General features: G+C 65.8%; 20 protein-coding genes. 9 read left to right on the top strand and 11 right to left on the bottom strand.

Features of this window, described 5'->3' with window-relative positions; genetic code table 11:
- On the top strand, positions 1-654 hold the full coding sequence (locus QME84_01770) for a DUF4234 domain-containing protein (GenBank protein MDI6873003.1): 654 nt from the start codon (positions 1-3) through the stop codon (positions 652-654).
- A gap of 17 nt (positions 655-671) precedes the next feature.
- Here the strand turns inward: QME84_01770 and QME84_01765 are convergent, their stop codons facing one another.
- Genes QME84_01765 through QME84_01750 form a run of 4 tightly spaced genes read right to left on the bottom strand, consistent with a single transcriptional unit; the run spans position 672 to position 4234 of the window.
- Entirely contained in the window at positions 672-1472 is an 801-nt protein-coding gene (locus tag QME84_01765; protein MDI6873002.1) for an energy-coupling factor transporter transmembrane protein EcfT, read from the bottom strand.
- Positions 1469-2326: an ATP-binding cassette domain-containing protein gene (locus QME84_01760; protein ID MDI6873001.1), complete on the bottom strand. Its 858-nt coding sequence runs from the start codon at positions 2324-2326 to the stop codon at positions 1469-1471. The genes QME84_01765 and QME84_01760 overlap by 4 nt, the downstream gene beginning before the upstream one ends.
- The gene (locus QME84_01755; protein ID MDI6873000.1) at positions 2311-3834 is read right to left on the bottom strand and encodes a Gx transporter family protein; all 1524 of its coding nucleotides are present in this window, start codon (positions 3832-3834) and stop codon (positions 2311-2313) included. The genes QME84_01760 and QME84_01755 overlap by 16 nt, the downstream gene beginning before the upstream one ends.
- Positions 3818-4234, bottom strand: coding sequence for a NusG domain II-containing protein (locus QME84_01750; protein ID MDI6872999.1), 417 nt, complete (start codon positions 4232-4234; stop codon positions 3818-3820). The genes QME84_01755 and QME84_01750 overlap by 17 nt, the downstream gene beginning before the upstream one ends.
- Before the next feature lie 183 nt (positions 4235-4417).
- Between QME84_01750 and QME84_01745 the strand changes: the two genes are divergently transcribed.
- The 3 genes from QME84_01745 to QME84_01735 are packed head-to-tail and all read left to right on the top strand — an operon-like array spanning position 4418 to position 7066.
- Positions 4418-5323, top strand: a complete 906-nt coding sequence (locus tag QME84_01745; GenBank protein MDI6872998.1) for a class I SAM-dependent methyltransferase — start codon at positions 4418-4420, stop codon at positions 5321-5323.
- Positions 5323-6084 carry an acyltransferase gene (locus QME84_01740; protein MDI6872997.1) on the top strand — a complete coding sequence of 254 codons (762 nt, stop codon included), beginning with the start codon at positions 5323-5325 and terminating at the stop codon, positions 6082-6084. Before QME84_01745 ends, QME84_01740 begins: the two co-directional genes overlap by 1 nt.
- On the top strand, positions 6068-7066 hold the full coding sequence (locus QME84_01735; protein MDI6872996.1) for a galactose-1-phosphate uridylyltransferase: 999 nt from the start codon (positions 6068-6070) through the stop codon (positions 7064-7066). The genes QME84_01740 and QME84_01735 overlap by 17 nt, the downstream gene beginning before the upstream one ends.
- Positions 7067-7081: 15 nt before the next feature.
- On the opposite strand, the gene QME84_01730 is transcribed toward QME84_01735, so the two are convergent.
- From QME84_01730 to QME84_01700, 7 genes are all read right to left on the bottom strand, one after another.
- Entirely contained in the window at positions 7082-8509 is a 1428-nt protein-coding gene (locus tag QME84_01730; GenBank protein ID MDI6872995.1) for a CoA-binding protein, read from the bottom strand.
- A 6-nt stretch (positions 8510-8515) separates the two neighbouring features.
- Entirely contained in the window at positions 8516-9763 is a 1248-nt protein-coding gene (locus QME84_01725; GenBank protein MDI6872994.1) for a glycosyltransferase family 4 protein, read from the bottom strand.
- A 307-nt stretch (positions 9764-10070) separates the two neighbouring features.
- On the bottom strand, positions 10071-11606 hold the full coding sequence (locus QME84_01720) for a DUF1957 domain-containing protein (protein MDI6872993.1): 1536 nt from the start codon (positions 11604-11606) through the stop codon (positions 10071-10073).
- Positions 11607-12395: a class I SAM-dependent methyltransferase gene (locus QME84_01715; GenBank protein ID MDI6872992.1), complete on the bottom strand. Its 789-nt coding sequence runs from the start codon at positions 12393-12395 to the stop codon at positions 11607-11609.
- A gap of 67 nt (positions 12396-12462) precedes the next feature.
- The gene (locus tag QME84_01710) at positions 12463-12624 is read right to left on the bottom strand and encodes a hypothetical protein (protein ID MDI6872991.1); all 162 of its coding nucleotides are present in this window, start codon (positions 12622-12624) and stop codon (positions 12463-12465) included.
- Between the two features lie 131 nt (positions 12625-12755).
- A complete protein-coding gene (locus tag QME84_01705) occupies positions 12756-13313 on the bottom strand; it encodes a hydrolase (GenBank protein ID MDI6872990.1) in 558 nt (185 codons plus the stop codon).
- Between the two features lie 125 nt (positions 13314-13438).
- Positions 13439-14767 (bottom strand): NAD(P)/FAD-dependent oxidoreductase, encoded by a 1329-nt coding sequence (locus tag QME84_01700; protein ID MDI6872989.1) that lies wholly within the window; start codon positions 14765-14767, stop codon positions 13439-13441.
- A 380-nt stretch (positions 14768-15147) separates the two neighbouring features.
- On the opposite strand from QME84_01700, the gene QME84_01695 reads away from it, so the two are divergent.
- The 5 genes from QME84_01695 to QME84_01675 form a co-directional block, all read left to right on the top strand.
- Complete coding sequence (locus QME84_01695; protein MDI6872988.1) at positions 15148-15801, top strand: CocE/NonD family hydrolase; 654 nt, start codon at positions 15148-15150, stop codon at positions 15799-15801.
- A gap of 509 nt (positions 15802-16310) precedes the next feature.
- On the top strand, positions 16311-16685 hold the full coding sequence (locus QME84_01690; GenBank protein MDI6872987.1) for a DUF2267 domain-containing protein: 375 nt from the start codon (positions 16311-16313) through the stop codon (positions 16683-16685).
- Positions 16686-16999: 314 nt separating this feature from the next.
- Positions 17000-18703 carry a formate--tetrahydrofolate ligase gene (locus QME84_01685; protein ID MDI6872986.1) on the top strand — a complete coding sequence of 568 codons (1704 nt, stop codon included), beginning with the start codon at positions 17000-17002 and terminating at the stop codon, positions 18701-18703.
- 94 nt (positions 18704-18797) lie between these two features.
- Positions 18798-20783 carry an ASKHA domain-containing protein gene (locus QME84_01680; GenBank protein MDI6872985.1) on the top strand — a complete coding sequence of 662 codons (1986 nt, stop codon included), beginning with the start codon at positions 18798-18800 and terminating at the stop codon, positions 20781-20783.
- The coding region (locus QME84_01675; protein ID MDI6872984.1) for an AAA family ATPase at positions 20784-21070 on the top strand (287 nt) is incomplete at its 3' end.

The raw sequence follows: 21070 nt of genomic DNA, 5'->3' as shown, positions 1-21070 counted from the left end.
ATGGAAGATGTCCCCTACGCGGTGCAAGCTGGGAACTCCCTCGAATACCAGGTGGGAGCCCGGGCGAGCACGGATTTCATCACCGATCCCGGGACGGCCATCCTGCTCTCCATCGTCACCTGCGGTATCTACGGCCTGTACATCGTCTACAAGCTGGTACAGAGGAGGGACGAACATTTCCGGCGCATGGCCGGGGTGGCCGACGCCGCGGTAGCCGCCCTGCGGGCCAGGGCCCAGGGCAGGGAGGAGCTCATTGCCCCGGAACTTGCCCAGCTGGAGCAGGTGCGCATGCAGATGGCCGCCATGGCTGTGGAGCGGGGGGCTGCCATCTGGCTTCTCATCTGCATGTTCACCGGGATCGGCTACCTGATCCTCTACTACCTGCTCATGCAGGATTACGTGCAGCACGACGTCCTGGAGGCCCAGTTCTTCACCCTGATGAGCGGGGCGCTGGCCAAGCTGGGGCTGGCCGCGGAAGCCGGGCAGGCGGTGCCTTCCGTGCCCCGGCGGGATTTCGTCACCTTCCTGATCCTCACCCTCGTCACCTGCGGCATCTACGGCCTCTACTGGATGTACGTGATGATCAAGGACTTCAACGACCACTTCATGGTCCAGGTGCCCTGGGAGGACTTCCTGGTCCAAGCCCTGCGTTGAGCCCGGATCCCGGTTCTTCAGGCTGGAAGCCACAGGGAGAGGGCCACTACCCCCGCTACTGCCGCGAGGGCGGCCAAGTCCGCGCGCCGGAAGCGCATCGCCCGGTAGTGGGTGCGGCTCGCTTCGCCCTGGTAACCCCGGGCGGCCAGGGCGGCACCCAGCTCCTCGGCGTCGCGGAAGCAGGCGGAGAAGAGGGGGACCAGCAGGGGGACGAGGTTTAACACCCGCCTAATGGGATTGCGGCCGGAGAGATCGGCACCCCGCGCCTCCTGGGCCAGGGCTATGTCCCCGGCGCGACCCAGGAGGAGGGGCAGGAAGCGGAAGGCGGCGGTCAGGATCATGGCCATGTCCCGGACAGGAAAGCCCAGCCTGTGCAGGGGGGCGGCCAGGGACTCCAGGCCGGAGAGCATCTCCACCGGTCCGGTGGTCATGGTGAGTATGCCCAGGAGCAGGACGGCCAGGGCCAGCCGCAGGGAGTAGAGCACTCCATTCTCCAGCCCGGTATTGGTGACGGAAAGGAGCCCCCATCTCCATATCTCCCGCCCGGGGGAGAAGAGGAGCTGGGCGACCCCAGTGATCAGGAGGAGGACGGCCACCGAGCGCAGGGAGGAAAGGGTCTGCCCCGGGGGGAGCTTGGCCAGGTAAACGACGGCTAGGCAGAAGACCAGGAGGAGGACCATGCCCCCCGGGCGGCGCACCAGGAAGGCGCTTATCAGGAGGGCCAGGGTGCAGGCCAGCTTGGTCCTGGGGTCCAGGCGGTGCACGGGAGAGGATAGAGGGTAATACTGTCCGATCCGGATGCGCTGAAGGTTCCTCATCCCCTATCACCCCTCATCAAGGCATCGATTTTCTCCGCCGCTTCCTTCGCGTCGCGGGCGTAGGGGGGAAGGGAGGGGCACCTGGATCGCAGGCGGTGGAGAAGCTCCACGCGGGGCGGGGGCTCCAGGCCGGCGCGGCGCAGCCCCTCCCGGTCCCCGAGCACCCTTTCCTTTTTCCCCTGCAGGAGCAGGCGCCCCTCGAAGAGCACCGCCGCCCGGTCCGCCAGGAGGTCGACCTCCTCCCATTCGTGGGTCACGAAGAGGATGCCCGCGCCGGCGCCGCGCAGCTCGCGCAGGAGGGCGGCGAGCCGTTTCCGCCCCTCGCCGTCCAGGCCGGAGAAGGGCTCGTCGAGGAAGAGCAGCCGGGGTTCCCTCACCAGCACCCCGGCCAGGGCCACCCGGCGCATCTCACCACGGCTGAGCCCGAAGGGCGAAAGCGGGAAATAAAGGGAGGGTTCCAGCCCCACGGACCGCAGGGCCGCGGCCGTTTTCTCCTTAACCTCCCGGGGGGAGAGGCCGGCGCGGCGCAGGCCGAAAGCTACGTCCGCTTCCACTGTGTCCGCGAAGAGCTGATCCTCCGGCGACTGAAGGAGCAATCCCACCTCCTGCCTCAAACGTGCCCGGGCGCCCCCCGCCCCGTCACAAGGCTTCCCGTCCAGGAGCAAGGTGCCCCGCTGGGGAGTGAGCAGTCCCGCCGCCACCAGGAGAAGGGTGGATTTTCCGCAACCGCTTGGACCCAGTAGAAAGAGTATCTCGCCTTCCCGGATCTCCAGGTCTACGCCGCGCAGCACCTCCCTGGCTAGGGGAGTACCGGGATGGTAGGAGAAATGGACGTTCCTCAGGGCGAGGCCCATAAGCCCTCCAGGATATCATCCACGCCGCGGGGGTACTCGGGCAGCGTCCATCCTTTCTTACGCAGTTCCCGGGACAGGAGCAGGGGTTCCGGCTCGCTCGCCGCGATGCGGTCCCGGAGCTCGGGCCGGGAGAGGAAAAGTTGGGGCGGGCCGTCGAAGGACACCCTTCCCTCCTCCAGAAGCACCAGGCGGTCGGCGAGCAGGAATTCCTCCGGGCGGTGGGTGACGTGCAGCAGGGTGATGATCCACTCCTCTCGCCAGCGCTGGAGGAGGTCCAGGAACTCAGCCCGGCCCGCGGGGTCCAGCATGGAGGTGGATTCATCGGAGAGGATGATGCGGGGGCGCATGGCCAGCACCCCGGCCAGGGCCACCCTCTTCTTCTCCCCCAGCGAGAGCAGGTGCGGCTGGCGGTCGCGCAGGTGGGCGACGCCTGCCAGGCGCAGGGCCTCCTCCACCCGCAGGGCTATCTCCTCGCGGGGAAGCCCCAGGTTTTCGGGGCCGAAGGCCACGTCGTCCTCCACGGTGGCGCCCACCACCTGGTGGTCGGGATCCTGCAGTATCATGCCCACGCGGCGGCGGATCTCGCGGAGGTCGCCCGGCTCCGAGGTATCCAGTCCGTACACCAGCACCCTTCCCCGCCCGGGAAGCAGGAGTCCGTTCACCAGGCGGCAGAGGGTGGATTTCCCGGAACCGTTGAGCCCCGTGAGCGCCACGAACTCCCCTTCCTCCACCCGCAGGTTGAGGTCGGCGAGGGCTGGGCGATCCTCCCTCCCGGGAAACCACATGGTAACCCCTTCCAGGAGGACGGCCGGTTTGCCTTCCCGCCCGGCCCTTCCTTCCCTTTCATTGGGGATTGGTTCCGCCTGGAGGGAGGCCGGAAGCGCGGGCGGCCTCCCCTGCAGGTTAACCCGTTGGGCGTCCCCACTGCCGCGGGCGCGGCGAGACGGAACCGCGGAGAATGAGGACAGGGGGCCCAGGGACAGGAGCAACCTGCGGGCCAGCACGCCGACCAGAAAGCCGGTGGGCAGGGCCAGGAGGAGGAGGAAGGGAAGGTAGTGTGTAAGGCCCGGAAAACCCACTAGCCATACGGCTACCCCCAGCTGTGCGGCGTTGTGGGAAACGGCGCCGGCGATGCTCAGTCCCGTGAGGGTCATCCCCGGGGGCCTTGCGACGTATACGGCCATCATCACCAGGGTGGCGGCCGTTCCGGCGGCCAGGCTTATGGTCAGGCCCACAAAACTTCCCCGCAGCAGCCCGCCCAGAAGGCAGCGGAGCAGGTTGACGACCAGGGCTTCCCAGGGTCCCAGGACGAAGAGGGCTACCAGGGTGGCCAGGTTGGCCAGCCCCAGCTTGGCGCCGGGCAGGGGAAGAATGGGAGGCAGCATGCCCTCAAGGATCTGCAGCACCAGGCCCAGGGTCACCAGCAGGCCCAGGCGACTGATCAAGTAGGCACGGCGGTCGGAGGGGGGTATCCCGTGGAGAGGGCTCAGCTCAGCGGTTGACGACATCGGGGCCACCTTCGCCGCTCACCACCTCGATGACCACCCGGTTGGGAAGGCAGACGATGCTCTCCCCGGGACGGGATATCCATCCCGTGCGCACGCACAGTTTGTCCGGGCAGGCGGAGTCCACCATGCGCACCCTCCAGCCCTCGATCTCCAGGTAACTCTTCCCCTGGTAACCGTCCACGGCCAGGGATCGCTTTCCCTGCGGAAGGTCCAGTTCGGCCACCTTCCGGCCGTCGGCCAGGACGCGCACCTTGAGGTTCGACCCTCCCGCCCGGCTGGCGCCGTGCAGGATGAGGAAGACGCTCAGGAATCCCACGGCCAGGACCAGGATCACGTCGCCCGGAGCCCACCACCTCTTGAGCGACGCAGCCCACCGCCCGGACCGCCCGGCGTTACTCATCGTCGTTCCTCCTCGTTCATCCTTCACATGTATGTTCATCCTCCATTCTACAACCACAACTCCGACGTCGTATCGCGCGGGACGGCGCTTACGAGTTGAACGGTCCTCCCGCCCTCTCGCTTACTCGAGCCGTCCGGTAGGCTCCGGTTGTTATGCGTCGATACCGCACATATAATCTTTCCTATGGATGTCAAGGAAGCCAACCTGGTCTTCCACGACGAGACCAGCCGGGAATACGACCGCAAGTGGGCCATCCGCTTCGACGACGACATGGCCCGCTTCGTGCTCTCCAAGTTCGAGCTGGGCCTGGGAGGACCTTTCCCCCGCGGGGTGAAGGTCATGGAGATCGGGTGCGGCACGGGATACGCCATGCTCAACCTGGGTCTGGCGGGGGTCCTGGACGAGGCCTGGGGATGCGACATATCCCAGGGCATGCTCGACGTCTGCCGGGAGAACGCCGAGCGGCTGGGCATCAAGGTCCACCTCCAGCAGGCGGATGCCGAGAAGCTCCCCTACGAGGACGAATCCTTCGACCTGGTCATCGGCCACGCCGTGCTCCACCACCTCCCCGACCTGAGGGCTTCCCTCCGGGAGATCCACCGCGTGCTCAAGCCGGGGGGGAAATGCGTGGTGGCCGGTGAACCCACGGTGGCCGGGCACCGGCTGGCCCGGGTGGCCAAGGACCTGGCCTCCTTCGGCATAAGGTGGTACGCGCGACTGGGCGGCCGGCTGGGAAAGAGAAGGGTGGAGCTGCGCCGCTACGACGCCGCGGGGTCTCCGGAGGACCACGAGCTCCAGGAGCTGGAGTTCATGGTGGACATCCACAACTTCCGCCCCCGCGAGCTCTGCGCCCTGGCCCGCGAGGTGGGTTTCCGCGAGGTCCGGTACGAGTGCGAGGAGCTGTGCTCCAGCTTCATCGGCTGGATGATACGGACCGTGGAGGGGAGCGTCAGCGAGGAGAACATCACCGACCGCTGGAGGTGGGGGGCCTACAACACCTACAAGAGGGCCCGCGCCCTGGACCGCGTGCTCTACCGGTATCTTCCCCGCGACTGGTTCTACAACCTGATCATCTGCCTCGGGAAGTGATGCGAAAGGGGGCCGCCTTGGGGGGCTGCAGCCGGGAGGCCGTGGAGGCCGTGCGGGAGGTGGAGAAGGTTCAGGGCCTGGAGGCCGAGGACCGTCCCCGAGGCTGGAGATGGCTCACCCGCACCGTCCGTTTCGTGATCTCCAGGCGCATGTACACCCCGCGCTATTGGGTTTTCCTCTACCGTTTCCTGCGCTTCAAGGTCCTGCATCCCAGGGTGGAGACGGAGGGTTTCATCTTCCTTCCCCGCCGCTACGAGGTGGTGCTCAAGAAGGGGGGGCGCATAAGAATCGGGCGCTGGGTGTGGATAGGCCGGAACAATGCCATACGCTGCCACGAGGGGGAGCTGTACATCGGGGATAACACCATCTTCGGAACGGACAACACGGTGAACTGCTACGCCGGGGTGTACATCGGGCCGGAATGCCTCTTCGCCGACTCGGTGTACATCGTGGATTTCGACCACAACTACTGGGACCCGGTAATCTCCATACGCTCCCAGGGCATCACCAAGAAGCCCATCCGCCTGGAGGGGGACATCTGGGTGGGGGAGAAGGTGACCATCCTGCGGGGGGTCACCGTGGGAAGGGGCTCGGTCATCGGGGCCATGAGCCTGGTGAACCGGGATGTACCTCCTTACGCGGTGGTGGGGGGAGTGCCAGCGCGGGTCATCGGCTGGAGGCCCCGGCCCGTGGACCGCGAGGCGGTGGAGGCAAGGCCCGGGGCGGATGCGGCGGGGGAGGGACATGGTGCTGGGAGATGATCATCCGGAACTGCGGCGCGATGCCCTGGCCGGGGGATGGACCATCGTGGCGCCTGCCCGCTCCCGCCGCCCGGGTGGGGGGAGGGGAACCGGATCCCAAAAAGAACCCTGTCCCTTCTGCCCGGGAAACGAGCACCTCACGCCCCCGGAGGTATGGGCGGAGAGCGACGGGCACAGGCGTAAGGACGGGCCGGGATGGAATATCCGGGTGGTCCCCAACCTTTACCCCGCGCTGGAAGCCTCCTTTCCCCCGGGGCGGGGGAGGGGAGGACGCCGGGTGCTCCCCGCGCAAGGCTTCCACGAGGTGATCATCCATTCCCCCCGCCATGACCTCTCCCTGGCCCGCATGGACCCGGAATCCGCCTACCGGCTCATGCGCGCCTACCGGCTCCGCCACCGCGCACTGTGCGGGCACCCGCGGATAAAGCAGGTGCTCGTCATCCTCAACCACGGCCGGGAGGCGGGGGCTTCCCTGGAGCACCCCCATACCCAGGTCTTCGCCCTGCCCCTGGTGCCCCGGGCGGTGCGGGAGGAGCTGGGACGCTGGAGGAGGGCCGGCGATCGGGGTTGCCCCCTGTGCGCGGCGGTGGAGGAGGCCCGCCGAGAGGGAAGGATGGTCCTGGAGAACCCGACCTTCGCCGCCCTGGCCCCTTACGCCTCCCGGCAGCCCTACGAGACCTGGTTCGTGCCCCTCCGCCACAGGGACGATTTCTCCTGGGCCGGGGAGACCGAGCTGCGGGGAATGGCTGATGCCCTGTGCCGGGCGCTCCGTGGAATGGCCGAACTCCTCGGCGACCCTCCTTATAACCTTTGGCTTCATTCGGCACCCTGCGACGGAGCGGACCACGCCTATTATCACTGGCACCTGGAATTGATACCCCGCCTCGCGGTGACCGCGGGCTTCGAGATGGCCTCCGGCCTGTTCATCAACCCGGTTCCTCCCGAGGAGGCCGCTCGGAGGCTCCGCGAGGTGGTGCGGTAGGTTCCGAATCCTCCCTCAGCCAGGGTCCGCGATGGAGGAGCGATGAAAATCCACGTAGTGGCGGAGGGAGAGGCAGGCGGCGGTGGGGGTGAGGTAAGCGGGCACGCCGGCCTGGTGCAGCCTCGTCGCCTGGGGCTGAACCAGGGAGCTGGGGAAGAGCACCACCACCAGGGGCTTGGAGAGGTTGGGCCTGGCCTCCAAGACCTCGTCGGTTATGGCCCGGAGGAGCCCGATGTCCCCGTCGCGGGAGGCGGGGGCGCTGCCCACGGCCAGGATGATGTCCACTCCGGGGTCCCGGTCCAGCAGCTCCAGCACCCGCCGGTAGTTCCCGGGGACCACCGCCCCGAATCCCAGGTCCACCGGGTTGGAAAGGCTGGTGCCCTCGCGGGGGAGTAAGGAAGCCAGCGCCTCGCGGGTCTCCGGGGAGATCCGCGCCATGGAGAGTCCCGCCCTCTCCACGGCGTCGGCGGAGTTCACTCCCAGGCCGCCGGGGGCGCTGACCACCGCCACCCGGTCCCCCTTACAAGGAGGGAGGTGGAGGAGGGCGGAGGAGAAATCCAGCATTTGGGCCAGGTCGTCGGCCAGCACGATCCCCGCCTGGCGGGCCGCCCCCCGGAAGATCTCCGCCCTTCCTCCCAGGGCGGCGGTATGGCTGGCCGCCGCCCTCTCCCCGGAGGGGGTGAGGCCCCCTTTGATCATCACCAGTGGCTTCCTTCCCCGCATGCTCGATGCCGTGTCCAGGAAGCGGCGGGCGTCGCGCACCTCCTCGAGGTAGGCCAGAACGATCTCCACCGCCGGGTCCTCGGCCAGGTATTCCAGGTAGTCGGCGCAGTTTAGGTCCAGCTCGTTGCCGCTGGAGACTATCTTGTCGAAGAGGATGCCCCTCTCCAACCCGGTGAGGAAGCTAATGCTGGAGATGGAACCGCTCTGGGAGATCATGCCGGCTTGCCCCTGCACCGGGAACATCCCGGCAAAGAGGGCCACTTTGCCCCGGGCGGAATAGATACCCATGCAGTTGGGGCCCACCAGGCGCAGCCCGCTTCCCCGCAGGGCCTCCCGGATCTCCTCCTCCAGGCGCCGGCCCTCAGGGCGGCCGGTCTCCGAGAACCCGGCGGTGTTGACCACGCAGCCTCCCGCCCCGGCCGCGGCGCATTCCCGCACCAGCGCGGGCACGGCGGAGGGAGGGACGCTGAGGATCACCAGGTCGGGAACGCGGGGAAGGGAGGAGATGTCCGGGTAGCACCTCATCCCCAGTATCTCTTCGTGGCGGGGGTTGACCGGGAAGAGATCCCCCTCGAACCCCATGTCCAGGAAGGAGCGCAGGAGAAGGGTCCCGGGATTGTCCCGGCGTTCGGAGACCCCCACGATGGCCGCCGCGCGGGGATGGAAGATGCGGTCCAGGCTCTCCTTCAGTCGCGGGTCCATGGTGCCGGGCGCGGTCACGATTGTCTAACCGCCCTGGACGCGTTCCTCGGGGAGGGGAGGACAGACGTGCAGGACGCGGGGCCGGTACTCGTATTCCCGGATAGACCGCTCGTAAACCTCCACCGTCTGGCGGGCGATGCGCCCCCAGTTGTACTTCTCCCCGATGAAGCGGCGGGCGTCGCTGGTGAGCCTGCGGGCCAGCTCCTCGTCCTTGAGCACCCGGATCATGGCCTGGGCCAGGGATTCCGGGTTGCCGGGCTTGAAGCACAGCCCGGTCTCCTCGTGAACCACGATTTCCTTGAGGCCCCCGGTGTCGGCCACGATGACCGGGCACCCGGCGACCATGGCCTCCAGAACCACCATCCCGAAGGGCTCGTAGAGGCTGGGCACCACGGTGAGGTCGGCGCACTTGTAGAACTTGGCCAGCACCTCGGAGTCCACGAAGCCCAGCAGCTTTATCTTCTCCCCCAGCCCCAGCTCCTCGATCATGGCCTGCAGGGCCCGGGCGTGGGGCCCGGTGCCGGCCACCAGGAAGCGCAGGTCGGGCACCTCCTTGAGGACCATGGGCATGGCCTCGATGACCGTCTGGACCCCCTTCTCGTAGACCAGGCGGCCCACGAAGAAGACCATGCGCCGGTCGGGGTGGATGAACTGGCGGAAGATGCGCTCCCGGTCCGGGTTGACGTTGAAAATCTCGTACTCTATCCCGTTGGGGATGACCGTGACCTTGTCCGGGGGAAGCTCGAAGATGCGTACCACCTCGTCGCGCATGTAATTGCTGCAGCAGATGGTGCGGACGCTCTCGAAGGTCAGCCACCACTCGATCTGGTGGATTATCCTCTGCATGGGGCCGGGAAGGTTGCCCTGGTGCCTCCCGTACTCGGTGGCGTGGATGGTAGCCACCAGGGGGATACGGTAGGCGTGCTTGAGGGCTATGGAGGCGTGGGCCACCAACCAGTCGTGGGCGTGGAGAATGTGCACTCTCCCTATCCTCTCGTTGATCAGCGGCACCGTTCTCTCCAGGAGGGCCACGTTGAACTGCAGGGTCCAGGAGACCCAGTCGTCCTGCGGTATTTCCGGTGGATAGAGGGGTACGCGGTGGATCTTCACCCCTTCCGCTTCCTCGTAATCCGGCGCCCCGGGCGAGTCCTTGGTCACCACGTGGACGTTGATTCCCAGGCGGGCGAGGTTCACCGCCAGTTGGTGGACGTGTGTTCCCAGGCCGCCGATGATGCGAGGGGGGTATTCCCAGCTGAGGATCAGGACCTTCATCTCCCCTACCTTTATACACGAGTGACGGCTCCCTTCCCGGGGCGCCGTCCCGCCGGCATTTCCGCCCGCCCTTCCAGAAGGGCGTAAATATTTTATTAGACCACCTGGGCATTGGCAATAAAGCGCACGAATGGGAGTAATTGGTAATCGTTGCCCGGGGCCACGCCGTCCCGGCGGCTGTTGCCTCCGGGGCGGAAGGGGGGTAGTGCTGGGGCGGAGCTTGGAAAAACGTGCCATGAAGCGGTTTTCAGGTCGTGAGCGCGGAGGCCGAAATGTTCTTATAAGTCTGCGGAATTGAGCTGGAAAATCATTCCAGATAATCCGCCCAGTGTCCGGGACGCAGCCAGGAAAAGGGGTTGTCCACCTCCTCCAGCAGGGCGAGCTCTTCCTCCTCCAAGCCGCTGTCCAGCATGGCCATGCAGCGCCGGAACCGCTCAGCATGGGTGAAGAAGCGATCCCTGGCATACCCGGCCGCCGTGTCCCGGGTGACCATGTAGGACCAGTCGCTGGCCTCCATGAGGAGGAGCTCGCGCCCCGCTTGCAGGAGGGCCCTCCTCTTTCCCGCGTCCAGGTCTCCGCCGAAGCGGGAGAGGAAGGCCTCCTCCGAGACACGGGTGACCTCCCAGATGTCCCGCGTACCCTCGTTCTCCCAGGTGGCGAAGGTACCGTCCACGTTCCAGGCGGTGCATGGGGGGGAGAGGATGGGAAGGCCCTCGGGTCGGAGTCCGGCCGCCACCCTCCCCGGGAGTTCGCATTCCGGGCCCAGGATGCCCAGCACCTCTCGCAGCCAGAGGGGGCCCTCGCGCCACCAGTGTCCGAAGAGCTCGGTGTCGTAGGCCGCCAGCACCAGGCGGGGTCTGCCCGTGCCCTCGGGTTTCACCAGTCGGTCCCACCTCTCCCGCATCCGGGCCGTGAAATGCTCGGCGTCCGCCCGCGCCCGCGCCCACGCCTCCTCCGGCTCGTAGACCTCCTTGTCCTCCAGGCGCGCGGAGGAGGAGGTTATCCTCCAGTACTGGAAGCCGTGGCCCTGGTAGTCCCGCTTGACGTATTCCCGGTATTCCCCATGGGAAGGATACCCGTCAGGTTCCCACACCAGCCGATGGGAGAGAGAATCGCGGAGGAAGGCCGCCAGGGAGGTACGCCCCAGGCGGCATGCCTCCCAGGTGGGCACGGGCTGTGGTGCGCCGTCCGGCGCCGTGTGGTCCAGCACTACGTAGCGCAGGGGAGGCGAGAAGCGCTCCAGGACCCTGTCCAGTTGCGGTGTGTAGGAACACTCCGGCAGCCAGAAACCCGCCGGCTGGCGGCCGAAGCAGCGAAAGTATTGCTCCAGGCCGATTTCCACCTGGGCCGCCCGGCAGGCGTCCGAGGAGAGGAGGGGAAGGTGGGCGTGGGTGGCCGAGCTGGCCAGAACCTCCAGTACCCCGGCCTCCATGCCCCGGCGAAGGGCCGACATCATGCCTCCCCGGTATTTCTCCTCGAAGAGGCGCAGCAGGTCTTCCAGCTCCCGCGCGTAGTGGATGGCCAGCCGCGAGCGCCTCTCGTCGCCCATGGAACTCAGGCGCATTACCTCCTCCTCGGCCTGGCGCCTGCGGTTCTTCAGGTAGGCCACGAAGCGTTCCTGGAGGTAGGCGTCCTCCAGCTGCTCGGCGAGGATGGGGGTCATGGTCAAGGCCAGCTTTCCCGGACACCTTCCCGCAGCCATGTCCTCGATGAGCTGCCAGAGGGGAAGGTAGCACTCCGCCCAGGCCTCCAGTATCCACTGCTCTCCCACCGGCCAGTCAACGCCGCGCCGCACGTAGGGCATGTGGGAATGCAGGAGGATGGCGAAGGAACGTCTTTCCATTTACGGCATATCCTTCCATCCCAGGCCTATGAAGTCCAGGGCTTCCTCGAGCGAACGGTCGCGGACCGTGAAGTCCCTCGTGCTCAGGAGGGGGATGAAAAGGGGCCGGTAGAAATACCTCTCCAGGCGTGGCGGGAGTTCCAGGCACCACTGCGAGAAGTTGCGGCCGCTCAGTCGGTCGTGGAGGCGGAGGAACCGGGCGTGGAAGATACCCTTCACCTCCGAACGGGGGTAATAGCGGCGCATGAAGGCGGTGAACTCGCGGTGGTCGTATTCCCGGATATGGAAGGGATTGAGGGGCGTTTCCCGGCCCGGGGAGATAACCCGGCGGTTAGGGGTGGTAATCACGCACAGGCCGCCCGGCTTGAGGACCCGACGGGCCTCCTCCATGAAGCGATCCGGGTTATGGAGGTGCTCCACCACTTGCAAGGAACAGACTAGATCGAAGGACCCGTCCTCGAGGCCCAGGTCGTAGATGTCCCGGTACAGGAACCTGAGGTTGGGACGGCGGTAGGTGCGCCGGGCGTGGTAGATGGCCTCGGGTGCCAGGTCCACCCCCACCGCTTCCCGGGCAACGGAGGCCAGGAGATCCGTGCCGTATCCCTCTCCGCTTCCCAGGTCCAGGACGCGCTTGCCCCCCGCATAGGGGAGCAAGAATCGATACGCCACCAGGTGGCGCTGGAACCAGTAATTCTCCTCCCGGACCCCTGGGAGGGTGCGTTCCCCGGTCAGGACCAGGGGAGGATAGTGGTCCTGGGGCAGGTCCGAGGTGTCCACTTCACGGTCCATGGTGGATATTCTGGCACCTCCGGCCATTCTTGCCAAGCTCGCCCGGGCTCGGGCCGCCGGAGCGGACTCATAGGAGAGGCAGGGGCATGGAAAGGGTGGCCAGGGCTCCGCCCACCAGGATGATGCCCGCGACTATCAGGTAATAATTTCCAAAACCGAAACCCAGCCCCAGGAGGAGTAAGCCGGCCGCCATCCCAACGCCCAGGTAGCGGAATCGCCTCCGGTTCATTTCACTAGGTCCAGGATTCTCACGGGCCTTTCCCCCCTACAACATGGAATTCGAGAAAGCTTGTCCGTACCTCGGAAGTAGGAAAGCGGCCTTCATACTCGCTCCCGGTAGGAGCGGTACGTGACCTTCCTTCACTTCACCAGGTCCAGAACCCTCTTGAACTCCTCCCCGTCGGCCCGGCAGGTGATCTCGTAGATGAGGGCCTCGGAGGTGGTGACCGTGGCCCCGGCGCCGCGCATCCTCTCCAGGGCTGTGAGGTGATCCTCCAAGCGGCGCGTGCCTACCGCGTCGGCCACCACCTGTACCAGGTAGCCGCGGTGCAGGGCGTCGAGGACCGTCTGGCAGACGCAGATGTGGGTCTCGATGCCGCATACCAGGAGCCGCTTCCTGCCGGCACGCCTTACGGTCTCCTCGAAATCGGGGACCCCGAAGCAGCTGAAGATGCGCTTGAGGAGGGGCCGGTATTCCGGTAGTTCCCTCTTGACCTCCTCCACGGTGTAGCCCAGCCCCTGGGGATAATGCTCGGTGAGGATCACCGGCAGGGAGAATAGGGAAGCGAATCGAAGCAGCCGGGAGATGTTGCCCACCACTTCCTCCCGGTTGTGGATCATGCGCACCAGCTTCTCCTGGGGGTCGATGACCAGGAGGAGGCTGTCTTCGGCGTTGGCCAGGTCGGGGTGTCTTTCCATGTCTCGAGCTCCTTTCCCGGATTTAAACCCTCATACAACTCGCGCTTTTACCCGCCTTGCGCAAGCGACCGGATGGCCGGAAGAGTACCGCTTTCCCGGGTTGAGGGGGGACAATCCGCCTTTCTTCATTCCCCCTCCCCCTCCTCCTCGTTCCCCTTGGCCTCCCGGAGGTATTCGTCCACCAGCTCGGAGACCCGGAGGGCGGAGTTGAAGGCCGTGTCCCCACCGGTGCCCTCCGCGCAGGTGGTATCCCCGCAGAGGAAGAAGTTGTCCAGGCCGGGAAGGGTGAAGCCCGGCCGGTCCTCGCGGGTCTGCCCGGGGCGCGGCAGGAAACCGTCCACCATGTTCAGGCGCATGGTGCGTTCCCACTCCACCGCCTCCCAGATCCCGGGGAACATGTTTCCCAGCATCCCCCGCAGCCTCTCCTCCTCCCTCTTCACCTTGTCCGGGTTCTTCATCCAGGGCAGGGGAAGGGGATAGAACCAGGAGAGGAGCTGCTTACCTTCCGGGGCCGTGGAGGGGTCGATGTTGGAGGTGAACTGCCCCATGGTCACCGGGTCGGGGGTGACCAGGAGCCCCCTCCGATCGCTGACCTTTTCTCTCAGGCCCAGGTCCAGGGCAATGCCCGCCGTGGGCACCAGTTCCCGGGCCTTCTTCACGAATTTGATGGGCAGATCCTTTCCCCCGAAAAGATCGGGAACCCCCTGAACGGGAATGGCGCTGACCACGGCGCGGGCGGAGTAGGTGGCGGATTCCGTCTTCACCTGGCTGACCTTGCCCTTGCGCAGGACCAGCCGGGTGACCTGGGTGGAGGTCATTATCTGCCCGTTGGCCTCCACCTCCTCCCGCAGGCCCTCGATGATCCGGCGGGTCCCTCCCTCGGGATATCCCACCTTGACCTTGGCCCGCAGGGCCTTGCGCAGAAAGGCGGCCATCTCTCCGGCGGAGGCGTACCGCAGGTCGGGAGCGATGATCCCGATGCCGGAGAGGACCCGCATGAGCTCCAGGGTCTCCGGCGAGCGGCACCGGGAAGTGAGCTCCTCCAGGGAGAGCTGGTACTTGCGTTCCGGGCGGCCCAGGACCAGCCTGAGGAGGTAGTAGGCGGCGCTGAGCTTGGCCCGCGCAGGTAGGAGGGGGGAGCGGAATATCTTCCCCACGTTGTTGGGCAGGGGGAGGAATTTCCCGTCGCGGTAGAGCTCCGGCTCCCCGGGCTCGATGAACTTGAGCTCCCGGCCCAGGCGGCGGAAGACGGCTGCCGCCGCCCCCTCCGAGGCGAAGCGGTTATCGTGCAGGCCGTATTCCAGGAGGAAGCCGTCGCGTTCCTGGTACCCCGCCCTGCCTCCCAGGGACCTCGATTTCTCCAGGAGCAGCACCCGGTAACCCTTCTTGGCCAGCAGGGCTCCAGCCGAGAGCCCCGCGTATCCGCCCCCGATAACGATAACGTCGCTGTCCATCATTCCCCCGTTTCCGTCACGGCCCGCTCCTTCCGGAGCACGGCCCTTGCCAGCACACACCTATACGTGCTCCAGCACACACCTATACGTGCTTATTAAACCACAAAGCGGAAAAACGGGGGATCGGGTAGCGGCACCCGGTGTTATGATAACCTCGGTGAAGCGCCGGCAAGGGGCACGGCGTACGGTTAGCGTGCACCGGCTTGGAGTGGAGCATCTCATCGGTCATAAGGTACCGAGCCGGAAAGCCCCCAACTACGGGCCGCTGCTTCCCCCGGCGATGCGGGGCGGAGTGGCTTTCAGCGAGCGGGCTGTTCCCGCCGCTGTTTAACCGTGCACCAAGGGCGATGGGGGAAAGAGGAAGGAAGGGCGGTGCCGAGATGCGAAGTGAAAGGATCGCCTTCTATTCCGAAAGCCTGGAGCAGCTGAGGCTGGAAGGGATACTGGAGCTTCCCGAGGGGGAGGGGCCCTTTCCGGCCTGTATCCTCTGCCATCCACATCCCATAGGGGGAGGTTCCATGCACGTACCCCTCCTCCGGGTGATATCCGAGGTGCTGGTGGGGGAGGGATGGGCCTGCCTGCGCTTCAACTTCCGGGGGGTGGGGGAAAGCGCCGGGGAATCCTCCGGCGGGCTCCGGGAGACGGAAGACGTGGAGGGGGCCTACCGTTTCCTGGTCCAGCGGGAGGACGTGGACGCCGGGGACCTCTCCCTGGCCGGATGGTCCTTCGGCGCCTGGGTGGGCCTGCGCTGGGCGGTCAAGAGCGGCCGCTGCCACCGGGCGGCCCTCATCAGCCCTCCCATGGTGGGGTTCGACTTCTTCCATTTTCTGGAAGACGGGGAGGTGAGGTTGCCCCCTGAGGTACTCGTCCTCGCTGGGGCGCGGGACCAGTTCGCCTCCCGGGAGAAGCTCGAGGAGCTGGCTTCCCGCTTGAGGGGAGAGCTTCACCTCCTGGAGGGAACGGACCACTTCCTCTTCGGGCGGGAGGAGGAGGTGGCCCGGGTCATCGTCTCCCGCTGGAAGGGAGTCACGTGAACCCGTGGCGGCCAGGGGATAAGGTCCGGAGGACCGGCGGCGTCCGGCTCGCGCCCGGGCCAAGCCGGTGGCTGGACGGCCGTGGCGAGGGAAAGGGGATCGCGCCCCAGGCGCTCAGCCTAAAAGCCTCTTTGCCGGATTCGAGGAAGGAGCGGGAAGGGCGTACGGCAAGCCCGTCAAAGGGCGGCCTCCGCGCTCTTGCCCGGCTGCGGGAAGGCGCTTCCTTTCCCGGGTCGGCTTTGAATCAGGGCCAGGCGGACATCGCTCGAAAGTGCCCGGGAGCTGTCGGGGAATCGATAAGCCGCATTCGATTTACCGATATTTACCAACAGCTTATGGAACCGGAGGCACCTTTCCGCCCGGGATCCCATCATCCGGGGTATTCATGAGCAAGGGATGATACGGGATCGGTCTGGTTATCGCCTCCGCTCCCGGCGCGGCTCGGTTGGAGGCGAGCATGGAAACCGGCGGCGGAGGCGGCACGGTGGGGAAGTGATTATCCCGGGAGCATGACGGAAAGAATTAAAGTAGGGGATCATTTGCGGCGGTCGCGGGTGCAGGAGGAGACATCCCCGACGGATCCGCGGAGAGAGGGGGCGATGAGGATGCTGCGGGAGGAGTTCCTGAGGAAGGTCAAGGAGGCCGCGGGGCTGGACACCGTGAGCCAGGCGGACCGGGCGGTGAGGGCCGTGGTGGCCGTGCTCAAGGCCGAACTGCCCGCGGAACAGGCGGAGATGATCGCCGCCGCCCTCCCAGAGGACCTGAAGCAGGGATGGGAGATGGTGGATGCCTACCCGGCGGATATCCTGGAGAGGGAGGACCTCTACTACGAGGGATCGGAGGCCACCCCAGAGAAAGAACGGCCTTCCATCACCCCCGGATGATATTCACTATCGGATGATATATACGCGGCACGTATACGCGGCACGAGACCGCACTCGGAGGGCGTCGCATCCCTCACCGCGAGCCCGCTTCCTTCCTTGCAATGGCCGGGACCAGTGGATATAATACCGTCGGTGTCCGGGAGGAAAAGAACCGGGACCGCTTTCCGCGATGAGGACTCACCGGGGACTCCAGGCCTTAGGGGCTGAGAGCCGTCGGTTAAAAATATGCCTAAAATCGGAAAGAGGGTTGAAAGGAAGGCTACAAGGGAACGGAGAAGGGACCGTCACCGGAGGAAGAGGAAAGGAGTTGCAGCATGATTCCGAGCGACCTTGAAATCGCCCAGGCGGCGGAGATGCTCCCCATCACCGAGATCGCCAAGAAGATGGGGCTGGAGGAGGACGAGATCGAGCTTTACGGCAAGTACAAGGCCAAGATCAACTTCGAACAGGTACTCGAACGTATGAAGGACCGCCCGGACGCTAAATATATCGACGTCACCGCCATCACCCCCACCCCCCTGGGAGAGGGAAAAACGGTGACCTCCATCGGGTTGACCCAAGCCCTGGGCAAGATCGGCAAGAACGTGATACTCACCCTGCGCGAACCCTCCCTGGGACCGGTGTTTGGCATCAAGGGAGGCGCGGCGGGAGGAGGCTACTCCCAGGTGGTCCCCATGGAGGACCTCAACCTCCACTTCACCGGGGACATCCACGCCGTGGGGGCGGCCAACAACCTGCTGGCGGCCATGATCGACACCAGCATATTGCTGGGCAATCCCCTGAACATCGACCCCCTGACCATCTCCTGGCGCCGGGTGGTGGATATCAGCGACCGCGCCCTGCGGGACATCGTCATCGGCCTGGGAGGCCGCGAGAACGGGTATCCCCGCCAGACCGGTTACGACATCACCGTGGCCTCCGAGGTCATGGCCATCCTGGCCTTGGCCAAGAACCTCCGGGACCTCCGGGAGCGCCTGGGGCGCATCGTGGTCGCCTATACCTACGACGGCAAGCCGGTGACCGCCGAGGACCTCAAGGCGGCGGGCGCCATGACCGTACTCCTCAAGGAAGCCCTCAAGCCTAACCTTATCCAGACCCTGGAGCATCAGCCCTGCATCATGCACGCCGGGCCCTTCGCCAACATCGCTCACGGCAACAACTCCGTGGTGGCCGACTTGGTGGCCCTCAAGTGCGCCGACTACGTGGTCACCGAGTCCGGTTTTGGTGCCGACTGCGGCGCGGAGAAGATGATGAATATAAAGGTCCGCGCCCTGGGTAAGTCCCCGGACTGCGTGGTCATCACCTGCACCATCCGCGCCCTGAAGATGCACGGCGGTGCCTTTGAGGTCCGTCCCGGCAAGCCCATCGACGAGGAGCTGGTGAAGAAGGAGAACATGCCCGCCCTGGAGGAGGGCACCGGTAACCTCCTCAAGATGATCGAGAACATGAAGCTCTTCGGCCTGCCGGTGGTGGTGACCATCAACAAGCGCCTCACGGACACGGAGAAGGAGATCGAGCTGGTGAAGAAGCTGGCCGAGGAGGCCGGCGTGGTGGCCTGCGTGCCCATCGAGGTGTGGGCCAAGGGCGGCGAGGGCGGCAAGGAGGCTGCCGAGGCGGTGGTCGAGGCCTGCAACCAGCCCAAGGACTTCAAGTTCCTCTACGAGCTGGACTGGCCCATCAAGAAGAAGATCGAGACCATCGCCACCAAGATCTACGGCGCCGACGGAGTGGACTACAGCCCGCTGGCGGAGCAGAAGATAAAGCAGTACACCGAGGCGGGCTGGGACAAGCTGCCCATCTGCATGGCCAAGACCCACCTTTCCCTCTCCCACGACCCCAATCTGAAGGGGGTACCGAAAGGATTCCGCCTCCCTGTGGTGGACATCCGCCCCTCCATCGGGGCCGGATTCCTCTACCCCCTGTGCGGGGCCATGCGCACCATGCCCGGCCTGCCCAGCCGGCCGGCGGCGGTGGACGTGGACATCGACGAGAACGGCAGGACGGTGGGCCTGTTCTGATAGGCCGAGGAAAACAGTGAGGATTTGCGATGCCCCGGTCCGCTGGACCGGGGCATCAACCGGAAAGGACCGACGATAACTCGGAGGACCGCACTTGGAGGAGACCTGCAGGGTACTGTTCCTTCCTGACAACCGCTACATAGTGGTTCCCAGGGGAGAGAACCTCCTCAAGGCGGCCATGGACGCCGACGTGCACGTCAACGCCTCCTGCGGGGGCTCCGGGTCCTGCGGGAAGTGCCGGGTGGTGGTGGAAGAGGGGGAGGTGGAGAGGGAGCCCAACCCCAAGCTCACCGAGACGGAAATAGCCCAGGGATACGCCCTGGCCTGCCAAACCAGGGTCCTCTCCGACCTCCGGGTGAGGATTCCCATCGAGTCCCGCATCGGTGATAAGAGGATCTTCGAGCGCAAGGAACCCGAGCCCGCCCACGGCCATCTCCTTTCCGCGGCGGACTGGGAGAAGAGGCTTCCCCACTGGGAGCTCAATCCCTCCACCCGCAAGGTGCACCTGGTCCTCCCGCCCCCCACCCTGGACGACAACGTCAGCGACGCGGAGCGGGTCAAGCGGGGCCTGGCCATGGAGGCCGGGTTGCGAAACGTGGTCATCGATTACCCCGTCCTGCAGCGGCTCCCGAACATGCTGCGCCAGAGCGGCTGGGACATCACGGTGACCGTCCTGGACAGCGGGGAGGAGCTCCGCGCCGTGCGCATCGAGCAGGGTGACACCACGGAGCGCCAGTCGGCCATTGCCATCGACGTGGGCACCACCACCATCTCCGCCGAGCTTATCGACCTGCGCACGGGCAAGGTGACCGCCAGGGCTTCGGATTATAACGCCCAGGTGGCCTTCGGAGAAGACGTGATCACCCGCATCATCTACGCCACCCGCGGCACCGGGCTGGCCAAGCTGCAGTCGGTGGTGGTGGGGACCATCTGGAATCTCATCAAGACCCTGGTGGAGCAGGCGGGAATCGAGTACTGCAACATCACCCACCTGGTGGTGGCCGGAAACACCACCATGACCCACCTCCTCCTGGGCCTCAACCCCAAGTACATCCGCGAGGAGCCCTACATCCCCTCGGCCACCTTCTTCCCCTGGATAAAGTGCAGCGACATCGGCCTGCGCATCGCCGCCGGGGTGTACATGTACGCCATACCCTGCGTGGCCTCCTACGTGGGCGGGGACATCGTGGCCGGCATGCTGGCCTCGGGCATCTTCAACACCGACAAGCTCACCCTGTACATCGACATCGGGACCAACGGGGAGATGGTCCTGGGAAACCGGGAATGGATGCTCTCCTGCTCCTGCTCCGCCGGCCCGGCCTTCGAGGGGGGCGGGGTGAAGCACGGCATGCGCGCCACCCGGGGGGCCATCGAACAGGTGCGCATCAACCCCGGGAATTACGAGCCCATGATCATCACCGTGGGCAACCGCAAGCCCATCGGCATCTGTGGGTCGGGGCTCATCGACGCCCTCTCGGAAATGTTCATGACCGGCATCATCAACGAGAAGGGGAAGATAAACACCGACCTCCCCACCGACAGGGTGCGGGCCACGGAGGGAGGAGCGGAGTACGTGCTGGTGCGGGCGGAGGATTCCGCCACCCGGAGGGACATCGTCATCACCGAGGTGGACATCGACAACCTCATGCGCGCCAAGGCCGCCGTCTATGCGGGGATAGAGATACTCCTCTCCTCGGTGGACATGGACGTGTCCATGATCGACGAGCTGCTCATCGCCGGGGCCTTCGGTCGTTACCTGGAGGTGGACAAGGCGGTGAACATAGGGCTCCTCCCGGATATCGGCTTCGAGAAGATGAAGTTCGTGGGCAACGGGTCCCTGCTGGGGGCCCACCTCTCCGCCCTCTCCAAGGACATGCTGGAGAAGGCCAACGAGATCGCCCGGCAGATGACCTACCTGGAGTTGTCCATGAACCCGGCCTTCATGGAGCACTACCTGTCAGCCCTTTTCTTTCCCCATACCAACCTGGACGCCTTCCCCTCGGTCAAGGAGAAGCTGGAAGTTTACCGGAACGTACGCTACCACGGGGGAGAGGCCGCTTCCTCCGGGGGGGTGGGATGAATGAGTTTCGTCATCGCTGTTTCCGGCAAGGGAGGAACGGGGAAGACCACCTTCTCCGCCCTGACCGTGGACTACCTGGTGCGCACCACGGGAAAGGCGGTCCTGGCTGTGGATGCCGACTCCAACGCCAACCTGGACCAAGCCCTGGGGACGCGGGCGGAGAAGACCATCGGGGCGGTGCGGGAGTACCTCACCGAGAACGTGACCCGCATTCCCGCCGGGATGTCCAAGGAGGTCTGGGTGGAGACCATGCTCCGCCAGGCCTTGGTGGAGGAGAAGGGTTTCGA

The organism is Actinomycetota bacterium, assembly GCA_030019255.1.
Taxonomy (GTDB): Bacteria; Actinomycetota; Geothermincolia; order Geothermincolales; family RBG-13-55-18; genus Solincola_A.
This window is presented reverse-complemented; position numbering and strand designations above follow the sequence as displayed.

What these genes read in the sequence shown, in the direction of transcription:
- QME84_01770 (MDI6873003.1), top strand. Translation starts at nt 1, where the DNA reads ATGGAAGATGTCCCCTACGCGGTGCAAGCTGGGAACTCCCTCGAATAC.
- QME84_01765 (MDI6873002.1), bottom strand. Translation starts at nt 1,472, where the DNA reads ATGAGGAACCTTCAGCGCATCCGGATCGGACAGTATTACCCTCTATCC.
- QME84_01760 (MDI6873001.1), bottom strand. Translation starts at nt 2,326, where the DNA reads ATGGGCCTCGCCCTGAGGAACGTCCATTTCTCCTACCATCCCGGTACT.
- QME84_01755 (MDI6873000.1), bottom strand. Translation starts at nt 3,834, where the DNA reads ATGTCGTCAACCGCTGAGCTGAGCCCTCTCCACGGGATACCCCCCTCC.
- QME84_01750 (MDI6872999.1), bottom strand. Translation starts at nt 4,234, where the DNA reads ATGAGTAACGCCGGGCGGTCCGGGCGGTGGGCTGCGTCGCTCAAGAGG.
- QME84_01745 (MDI6872998.1), top strand. Translation starts at nt 4,418, where the DNA reads ATGGATGTCAAGGAAGCCAACCTGGTCTTCCACGACGAGACCAGCCGG.
- QME84_01740 (MDI6872997.1), top strand. Translation starts at nt 5,323, where the DNA reads ATGCGAAAGGGGGCCGCCTTGGGGGGCTGCAGCCGGGAGGCCGTGGAG.
- QME84_01735 (MDI6872996.1), top strand. Translation starts at nt 6,068, where the DNA reads ATGGTGCTGGGAGATGATCATCCGGAACTGCGGCGCGATGCCCTGGCC.
- QME84_01725 (MDI6872994.1), bottom strand. Translation starts at nt 9,763, where the DNA reads ATGAAGGTCCTGATCCTCAGCTGGGAATACCCCCCTCGCATCATCGGC.
- QME84_01720 (MDI6872993.1), bottom strand. Translation starts at nt 11,606, where the DNA reads ATGGAAAGACGTTCCTTCGCCATCCTCCTGCATTCCCACATGCCCTAC.
- QME84_01715 (MDI6872992.1), bottom strand. Translation starts at nt 12,395, where the DNA reads ATGGACCGTGAAGTGGACACCTCGGACCTGCCCCAGGACCACTATCCT.
- QME84_01710 (MDI6872991.1), bottom strand. Translation starts at nt 12,624, where the DNA reads ATGAACCGGAGGCGATTCCGCTACCTGGGCGTTGGGATGGCGGCCGGC.
- QME84_01705 (MDI6872990.1), bottom strand. Translation starts at nt 13,313, where the DNA reads ATGGAAAGACACCCCGACCTGGCCAACGCCGAAGACAGCCTCCTCCTG.
- QME84_01700 (MDI6872989.1), bottom strand. Translation starts at nt 14,767, where the DNA reads ATGGACAGCGACGTTATCGTTATCGGGGGCGGATACGCGGGGCTCTCG.
- QME84_01695 (MDI6872988.1), top strand. Translation starts at nt 15,148, where the DNA reads ATGCGAAGTGAAAGGATCGCCTTCTATTCCGAAAGCCTGGAGCAGCTG.
- QME84_01690 (MDI6872987.1), top strand. Translation starts at nt 16,311, where the DNA reads ATGACGGAAAGAATTAAAGTAGGGGATCATTTGCGGCGGTCGCGGGTG.
- QME84_01685 (MDI6872986.1), top strand. Translation starts at nt 17,000, where the DNA reads ATGATTCCGAGCGACCTTGAAATCGCCCAGGCGGCGGAGATGCTCCCC.